This window comes from Acetobacterium sp. MES1 (assembly GCF_002237635.1).
In the GTDB taxonomy this organism is placed as follows: domain Bacteria; phylum Bacillota; class Clostridia; order Eubacteriales; family Eubacteriaceae; genus Acetobacterium; species Acetobacterium wieringae.
Genome location: NZ_MJUY01000036.1, coordinates 236,026 through 243,097 on the forward strand (window position 1 = coordinate 236,026; position 7,072 = coordinate 243,097).

At 46.7% G+C, this 7,072-nt stretch carries 10 protein-coding genes and 1 riboswitch; of the genes, 7 read left to right on the forward strand and 3 right to left on the reverse strand.

What is annotated here, in order from left to right; genetic code table 11:
* Nucleotides 1–3: 3 nt before the first annotated feature.
* From hisD to hisIE, 7 genes are read left to right on the forward strand one after another with little or no spacing between them, the layout of a single operon-like run.
* Nucleotides 4–1,284, forward strand: a complete 1,281-nt coding sequence (hisD, locus tag BI182_RS11735; protein ID WP_286808168.1) for a histidinol dehydrogenase — start codon at nucleotides 4–6, stop codon at nucleotides 1,282–1,284.
* Entirely contained in the window at nucleotides 1,284–2,348 is a 1,065-nt protein-coding gene (hisC, locus tag BI182_RS11740) for a histidinol-phosphate transaminase (RefSeq protein ID WP_286808169.1), read from the forward strand. Before hisD ends, hisC begins: the two co-directional genes overlap by 1 nt.
* Nucleotides 2,338–2,925 carry an imidazoleglycerol-phosphate dehydratase HisB gene (gene hisB, locus BI182_RS11745; RefSeq protein WP_070371153.1) on the forward strand — a complete coding sequence of 196 codons (588 nt, stop codon included), beginning with the start codon at nucleotides 2,338–2,340 and terminating at the stop codon, nucleotides 2,923–2,925. Before hisC ends, hisB begins: the two co-directional genes overlap by 11 nt.
* A 14-nt stretch (nucleotides 2,926–2,939) precedes the next feature.
* The gene (gene hisH / locus BI182_RS11750) at nucleotides 2,940–3,548 is read left to right on the forward strand and encodes an imidazole glycerol phosphate synthase subunit HisH (RefSeq protein ID WP_286808171.1); all 609 of its coding nucleotides are present in this window, start codon (nucleotides 2,940–2,942) and stop codon (nucleotides 3,546–3,548) included.
* On the forward strand, nucleotides 3,545–4,267 hold the full coding sequence (gene hisA, locus BI182_RS11755; protein ID WP_070371151.1) for a 1-(5-phosphoribosyl)-5-[(5-phosphoribosylamino)methylideneamino]imidazole-4-carboxamide isomerase: 723 nt from the start codon (nucleotides 3,545–3,547) through the stop codon (nucleotides 4,265–4,267). Before hisH ends, hisA begins: the two co-directional genes overlap by 4 nt.
* A complete protein-coding gene (hisF, locus tag BI182_RS11760) occupies nucleotides 4,261–5,019 on the forward strand; it encodes an imidazole glycerol phosphate synthase subunit HisF (RefSeq protein ID WP_228883342.1) in 759 nt (252 codons plus the stop codon). Before hisA ends, hisF begins: the two co-directional genes overlap by 7 nt.
* Before the next feature lie 11 nt (nucleotides 5,020–5,030).
* On the forward strand, nucleotides 5,031–5,651 hold the full coding sequence (gene hisIE / locus BI182_RS11765) for a bifunctional phosphoribosyl-AMP cyclohydrolase/phosphoribosyl-ATP diphosphatase HisIE (RefSeq protein ID WP_070371149.1): 621 nt from the start codon (nucleotides 5,031–5,033) through the stop codon (nucleotides 5,649–5,651).
* Nucleotides 5,652–5,748: 97 nt separating this feature from the next.
* Here the strand turns inward: hisIE and BI182_RS11770 are convergent, their stop codons facing one another.
* The 3 genes from BI182_RS11770 to BI182_RS11780 all read right to left on the reverse strand — a co-directional run bounded on the left by BI182_RS11770 (nucleotide 5,749) and on the right by BI182_RS11780 (nucleotide 6,933).
* Nucleotides 5,749–6,126: an arsenic metallochaperone ArsD family protein gene (locus BI182_RS11770; RefSeq protein WP_070371230.1), complete on the reverse strand. Its 378-nt coding sequence runs from the start codon at nucleotides 6,124–6,126 to the stop codon at nucleotides 5,749–5,751.
* Nucleotides 6,127–6,336: 210 nt separating this feature from the next.
* A riboswitch (molybdenum cofactor riboswitch) is annotated at nucleotides 6,337–6,454 on the forward strand.
* Nucleotides 6,455–6,475: 21 nt separating this feature from the next.
* Nucleotides 6,476–6,697, reverse strand: coding sequence for a hypothetical protein (locus tag BI182_RS11775; RefSeq protein WP_070371148.1), 222 nt, complete (start codon nucleotides 6,695–6,697; stop codon nucleotides 6,476–6,478).
* A complete protein-coding gene (locus BI182_RS11780) occupies nucleotides 6,697–6,933 on the reverse strand; it encodes a MoaD/ThiS family protein (RefSeq protein ID WP_070371147.1) in 237 nt (78 codons plus the stop codon). The genes BI182_RS11775 and BI182_RS11780 overlap by 1 nt, the downstream gene beginning before the upstream one ends.
* Between the last annotated feature and the right edge of the window lie 139 nt (nucleotides 6,934–7,072).

Consider the following 7,072-nt stretch of genomic DNA (forward strand, 5'->3'; position numbering starts at 1 on the left):
AAAATGAAAACTATTATCTATAAACAAGGCATGGATCTTGATACTATCTTGAAACGCAACGACGATGAGCGGGAAGACATCCGCAACGCCGTTCTGGAAATTATCAAAGGAGTCAAAAAAGAAGGCAACGCCGCCCTTTTGTATTATACGCAAGCCCTTGATCACTGTGTTCTCACCCACTTGCAGGTCACCGAAGCAGAAATTGATGAAGCCTTTGCCGCGGTTCCCGCTGAACTTCTGGATATCATCCGGGAAGCGGCCGAGAACATTCGTGATTTTCACGAAAAACAGTTAGAAACTACCTGGACCTACACGCCCCAACCTGGGGTCATCCTGGGTCAGCACATCACACCGATTGAACGGGTCGGCCTCTATGTCCCCGGTGGCAAAGCAACCTACCCCTCGACCGTGCTGATGGATGCCATTCCGGCGCTGGTGGCCGGGGTCAAGTCCCTGGTGATGGTGACGCCACCGGGTCGGGACGGCAAAATCAATCCCACGATCCTGGCGGCCGCCAAAATTGCCGGCGTCCACGAAATTTATAAAATCGGCGGCGCCCAGGCGGTTGCCGCCCTGGCCTATGGCACGGAAACCATCAAAGCGGTCAATAAAATTGTCGGTCCTGGTAATATTTATGTGGCCACCGCTAAAAAAGAAGTTTTTGGCAAGGTTGATATCGATATGATTGCCGGTCCCAGCGAGGTGCTGATCATTGCCGATGAAAATGCCAACCCGGTTTATGCTGCTGCCGATCTACTATCGCAGGCCGAACACGACGAACTGGCGATGCCGATTCTGGTAACGACCTCCGAAGCGCTAGGGGCGCAAGTCATCGAAGAAGTCTACCGCCAAATCAGTGAAGACTTAAACCGCAAAGAAATCGCCAAAAAATCAGTGGATGATTATGGGTTTGTCTTTATTGTCAAGGATCTCGACGAAGCTTTTGAGCTGTCAAATCAGATTGCGCCCGAACATCTGGAACTCCTGATCGAACACCCCATGGATTCGCTGGAAAAAGTAAAAAATGCCGGGGCCATCTTTATGGGTGCCTACACCCCAGAACCCCTGGGCGATTATTTTGCCGGACCCAACCACACCTTGCCGACTTCCGGCACGGCTAAATTCTCCTCACCTCTGGGAGTCTATGACTATCTGAAAAAATCCAGCATCTTATCCTATGATCAGGCCGCATTGCAGTCAGTCTATCCAAAGATTGCCGCCTTTGCCCGTTCTGAAGGTTTGGATGCCCATGCCAAAGCAGTTGAAAGGCGGTTTGAAGACTAATGGAATCACTGATACGAAAAAATATTCAGCAATTAATTGCCTACAAGGTCGATGCCCCGCAGTTTGAGATCGTCGTCAATGCCAATGAAAGTCCTTATGACTTTCCCATGCAGCTCAAACGAAAGTTTTGCGACGACATCTGTAACACCGATTTAAACCGCTATCCAGAAGCCTGTTTCCCGGAACTGATCGAAGCCATTACCGACTACACCGGTGTCCCGGGCGAAGGCATTATCTGCGGTTCCGGCTCTGATGAGCTGATTGCGATGATCAATCAGGCCTTTGTCGATCCCGGTGATGTGGTGGTCTCCCACTCGCCCTCCTTTTCAATGTACGACATTTGGGCCACCATTGCCAACGCCCGGCATATGATGGTACCGGATCTACCGGGACACCTTCCCGATGTGGAGGGCATGATTGCGGCTGCCTGCCAGAATCAGGCCAAACTGCTTTATATCTGTAACCCTAACAACCCCACCGGCTATATTTTTAGTCGAGCGGATATTGTCAAAATATTGGATGCGGTTCCTTCACTGGTGATCCTCGACGAAGCCTATATCGAGTTCTTTGGTGAATCGGGCGTTGATCTGCTGGAAAAATACCCCCGTCTGCTGGTGCTGCGGACCTTGTCTAAAGCCTTCGGTCTGGCTGGTATCCGCTGTGGCTATGCCCTCGGCAACAGTGAAATAATTGATATTCTTTACAAGGTTAAGGGTCCCTACAATCTCAATGTGCTGACCCAGAAATTGGCCGTTATCGCCCTTAAAAACTGCGATGCGATCCTGCGTAATCTGGAAATTTTAAGGGCCGAGCGCCAAAATGCGATGCAGGTGCTGGAGACCTTTCCCGGCCTGACCCTTTATCCCTCCGGCGCCAATTTTATTTATTTTGAAAGCGACCGGGCTGAAGCCATCTATCAGGCGCTCCTGAAACGAAACATCCTGATTAAACGCTTTGCCGAGACAGACGTGACTCCCGGCAGTATTCGTTTTTCGATGGGCAAACCCCAGGAAAACCAAAAGATTCTGGATATTATCCGGGAGGTCGTGTACAATGAAGCGTAAAAGCACCTTAAGCCGGTCCACCACCGAAACTGAAATTTCGCTATCACTTAATCTTGACGGCTCGGGAATCGCCCAGATCAACACCGGCGTCGGTTTTTTTGATCATATGCTGACGCTCTTCACCAAGCATGGCAAATTTGATCTGACCATCGACGCTCATGGTGACGAGGCTGACAACCACCATGCCATCGAAGACATTGGCATTCTGCTGGGAAAAGCCTTTTATGATGCCTTGGGTGACAAGGCTGGCATCAATCGCTATGCTTTCCAGTTCACTCCTATGGATGAGGCCCTGTGCCGCACCTGTGTGGACATCAGCGGCCGCAGTTACCTGGTTTTCGATGTCCCCCTGACCCGGGAATTCATTGGTGACTTTGAAACAGAAATGCTGGAAGAGTTCTTTAGTGCCTTCACCAGCAACAGCAAAATGACCCTCCATGTGGCTTCCCTCTACGGCAAGAACAACCACCATATTGTGGAAGGAATTTTTAAATCGCTGGGCCGAACACTAAAAGACGCCTGCTCGATCGCAGCTGGCAACACCGAAATTCCATCCACTAAAGGAATAATAGAATAACAGGAGGACAACCATTGATCGCAATTGTCGACTACGATGTCGGAAATTTAAAAAATGTCGCTACTGCCCTGGGTGATGTCGGTCTTTCCGGCACCATCACCCGAGATAAAAAGATTCTGGATGCGGCTGACGCCATCATTCTACCCGGGGTTGGAGCTTTCTCTGACGCCATGGATAACCTCAGAAAATTTGATCTCATTGATGCTTTGAATGATAATGTCAAAAAAGGCAAAATTCTGATGGGTATTTGCCTCGGGATGCAGCTACTTTTTGATAAAAGTTATGAGGACGGTGAATTTTTCGGACTCTCTTATATCCCTGGCGAAATTGTTCGGTTTGATGCCCCAGGGATAAAAATCCCCCACATGGGTTGGAACAATCTGGTGATCAACCGGGAAAGCCCATTGGTTAAAAACATCGGCACCGAAGACTATGTCTACTTTGTCCATTCCTACTATGCCAAACCGGACAACTTTGATGATGTGGTGGCTTATGCAAAATACAGTGTCAAGGTACCGGCGATTGTTCAAAAGGACAACGTCATTGGGATGCAGTTTCATCCGGAAAAAAGCTCCAATGTGGGCTATAAACTACTAACAAACTTTAAGGAGATGATATCATGATTGTGTTTCCGGCCATCGATTTAAAAAACGGCAAATGCGTCCGCCTGATGCAAGGGCAAAAGGATGCCGAAACCATATATTTTGACAACCCGGTGGATGTCGCCCTGAAGTGGCAGTCCAAAGGTGCCCAATATCTGCATCTCGTCGATCTGGATGGTGCCTTTGACGGCCAACCGAAAAATCTGGAACTGATTAAGGATATTGTCGCCGCGCTGGATATTCCCGTCGAACTGGGCGGTGGTATCCGGACACTGGAAATTGCCAAAGACTATATTGACAGCGGCGTCGCCCGAATCATCATTGGTACCCAGGCGGTAAAAGATTTCGATTTTATTGTCAAACTCCTGGATCTTTATGATGAAAAAGTCTGCGTCTCCATTGACGCTAAAAACGGTCTAGTTTGTACCGAAGGCTGGGTTGAGAGCAGCAATATTGAGGCCCTGGAACTGGCCAGCAACCTGGAAAAACTGGGTCTGTCGACTCTGGTTTATACCGACATATCAAAAGACGGCATGATGACTGGTCCAAATTTTGAGATGCTCAAGGTACTCAATGACAACTTAAAAATTGATATTATCGCTTCCGGCGGCATCTCCAAATCAGCCGACCTGATCCGTCTTCAGGAAATGGGACTTTACGGTGCTATTACCGGAAAAGCCCTTTATGAAGGAGCCATCGATCTGGAAAAACTGTTGCAAGAGGAGCTTAAATCATGCTGACCAAACGGATCATCCCCTGCCTGGACGTGGATCACGGCCGGGTAGTAAAAGGTAAAAAATTTCAGGATATTCAGGATGTTGCCGATCCGGTCGAACTGGGCCGATACTACTCCGACCAGGGTGCCGATGAGCTGGTTTTCTACGATATAACGGCCAGTTATGAAGATAGGGACATCTTTATCCATATTGTTGAGAAAGTTGCTGAAGCGATCCGCATCCCCTTTACCATCGGGGGCGGAATCAGCAAGGTTGAAGATTTCCGCAAAGTGCTGATGGCCGGCGCTGATAAGGTCTCAGTTAATTCATCAGCCGTTAAAAACCCCCAATTGATTCGCGAGGCGGCCCTTCGTTTTGGCGCCCAATGTGTGGTTTTATCGATCGATGCCAAACGCAATAATAAAGGTTCCTGGGATGTCTACGTTAAAGGCGGCCGGGAAAACACCGGTATCGATGCGATTGAGTGGGCGAAACAAGGCCAGGACCTGGGGGCCGGAGAGATTTGTATCAACTCCATCGATACCGATGGGGTAAAAAAAGGCTATGATCTGGAGCTCAACCAGAAACTCTCCCGTCTTTTGACCATTCCGATTATTGCCTCCGGCGGAGCCGGAAAAATGGAAGACTTTGCTGAAGTATTAAAAGTAGGCGCCGATGCGGCCCTGGCGGCATCCGTTTTTCACTATAAAGAAATTCCCATTGCTGATTTGAAAAATTTTTTACATGATCAGCAAATACCTGTCAGACGGGTATAGAAAGGTAAAACATGGATTTAGAAAATATAAAATATAATGAAGCGGGACTGGTTCCTGCCATCGTTCAGGATTATGAAACCCGTCAGGTGCTGATGATGGCCTGGATGAATGAAGAAGCGTTGAAAATGACCCTGGATACTAAAAAAGCCACTTTTTACAGCCGCAGCCGCCAGGCTCTGTGGGTAAAGGGCGAAACTTCCGGCAATACTCAAACCGTGGTAAAAGTTGATTATGACTGCGACGGCGATACGCTGCTTCTTCAAGTCATTCCAGCAGGCCCTGCCTGCCATACCGGCAACACCTCCTGTTTCTATCGCAGTCTGGCAGTGAATCCCGAAACAAACCTGGGCAACATGGAAGTATTGACGATGCTTTATCATCTTATAGCTGACCGAAAAACAAACCCGGTAGAAGGTTCCTACACGAATTATTTGTTTGAAAAAGGCGTTGATAAAATCTGTAAAAAAATTGGTGAAGAAGCGGCTGAAACAATTATTGCCGCTAAAAACAATGATCCTGATGAACTAATTTATGAAGCTTCAGATCTGATCTATCACTTGCTGGTATTGCTCAATAATCAGAATGTCGACCTGGAATCGCTATTCCATGAGCTGACTAAACGCCATAAATAAGTCTTTCAAAAGCCGATTAAATAAACGTTAATCGGCTTTTTTTAGACTATTTTATCCAAACAATAAGGGGCGCTTGCCACCCCCCCTACTGCTCCAGTTAACAACAATCACCGCCGCAAAAACTACGATTGGCCATTTTGGCTTTCATCAACATCATAACCAGTTCGTCCTGCGTCATTCCTGACCAGGTTGCTAAATCAAGGTTCGATGGATAGGAACCGCGACGTTTTATTTCACCATCCACTACAGTAATTGGCAGTGCATCCGAGCCATTTTTTTCAATAATCTCACTGATTTCCCTATTTCTGGTGAATACTTCCGGATTTTCAATCAAACCGTATCGCAACACTTTTTTTCCTTCACTCGTTAACGCCCGAAGCATCGTTTTAATCCTTAAGACTTCCCGATCCGCTCCCGATCCGCAACCATTGCCACTATCGCATATTACCGAATCATATATCTCAATTGTCTTCATTTTTATCAACTTAGTTCATCCCTATTTATCTTGAAGTCAATCAGATTTCGATGAACTACCTTTCATATTAGTATGATTCTAAAATAATCGAATTGACTGATTCTGTCAAGTTATCTTGCAAATCACTTAAGATGTTATACAGTTAGTTTGATAAAATATTTATATTAAAGCCAACCATATTTTTATTGCACTTACGTTATTAATCGTGTATAATATAGATACTCCGAAGTTTAAGATTTCTAAGGTGCTTGCTATGAACTTAAACCCGTAGGGTATAATCGGAAACGGTTATGTCTCCCATTGTGGAAAAGGGGCTTGACAGAATAATTTTTTTGTCATTTTGCATTGTTTAAGTGCAGAAAAAAAAGGCCATTCCATCAGGAGTGGCCTTTTTTTTCCCTGAACGTCCCTGAATTTTATTTATTTGTAACCGAAATACGTAAATCAGGACACTTTCTTTTAGACGCCAAAGCCGGACTAACCAACCGGTTTTTGGTTGTTTTTTGAAAAAATGTCTTATGTAAAAGCCAAGCCCGATTATTATCAAATCTCCGGGCTTGGCTTTTATCATCAACCTCCTGCAACAGGAGGAAAAATCGCCATATATCCATCTTCTTTAATGGGAACGGCAAGCATGGCATCAACTTTCCCGTCAACCCCATCGACGATAAGAGCTGCAATTTCCGGCGCGGTGATACCCAAACTATCGATGACATCCTGTCCTGTCATTCCCGGGGTATAATCCATTTCGACGATCTTCCCTCGGCCCTCCCGAAAATTTGCAAATAATTTTATTTTGATTGACATGTTTCCTCCTAAAATCAGCACCACCCGTCTAACGGGTGGTTTGCTCTGAGGCTATAAGCCTCTGTTACCGGCCGGCGCCTCAAGACGCTGGCCTTCACTTCGTTCAGGCTCTATGGCCTTTGCCACTTTTGCTTGCCCC

Bases quoted from the DNA above. Each gene is read 5' to 3' on its own strand.
- hisD (WP_286808168.1), top strand. From the start codon at position 4: ATGAAAACTATTATCTATAAACAAGGCATGGATCTTGATACTATCTTG.
- hisC (WP_286808169.1), top strand. From the start codon at position 1,284: ATGGAATCACTGATACGAAAAAATATTCAGCAATTAATTGCCTACAAG.
- hisB (WP_070371153.1), top strand. From the start codon at position 2,338: ATGAAGCGTAAAAGCACCTTAAGCCGGTCCACCACCGAAACTGAAATT.
- hisA (WP_070371151.1), top strand. From the start codon at position 3,545: ATGATTGTGTTTCCGGCCATCGATTTAAAAAACGGCAAATGCGTCCGC.
- hisF (WP_228883342.1), top strand. From the start codon at position 4,261: ATGCTGACCAAACGGATCATCCCCTGCCTGGACGTGGATCACGGCCGG.
- hisIE (WP_070371149.1), top strand. From the start codon at position 5,031: ATGGATTTAGAAAATATAAAATATAATGAAGCGGGACTGGTTCCTGCC.
- BI182_RS11770 (WP_070371230.1), bottom strand. From the start codon at position 6,126: ATGAAGACAATTGAGATATATGATTCGGTAATATGCGATAGTGGCAAT.
- BI182_RS11775 (WP_070371148.1), bottom strand. From the start codon at position 6,697: ATGATAAAAGCCAAGCCCGGAGATTTGATAATAATCGGGCTTGGCTTT.
- BI182_RS11780 (WP_070371147.1), bottom strand. From the start codon at position 6,933: ATGTCAATCAAAATAAAATTATTTGCAAATTTTCGGGAGGGCCGAGGG.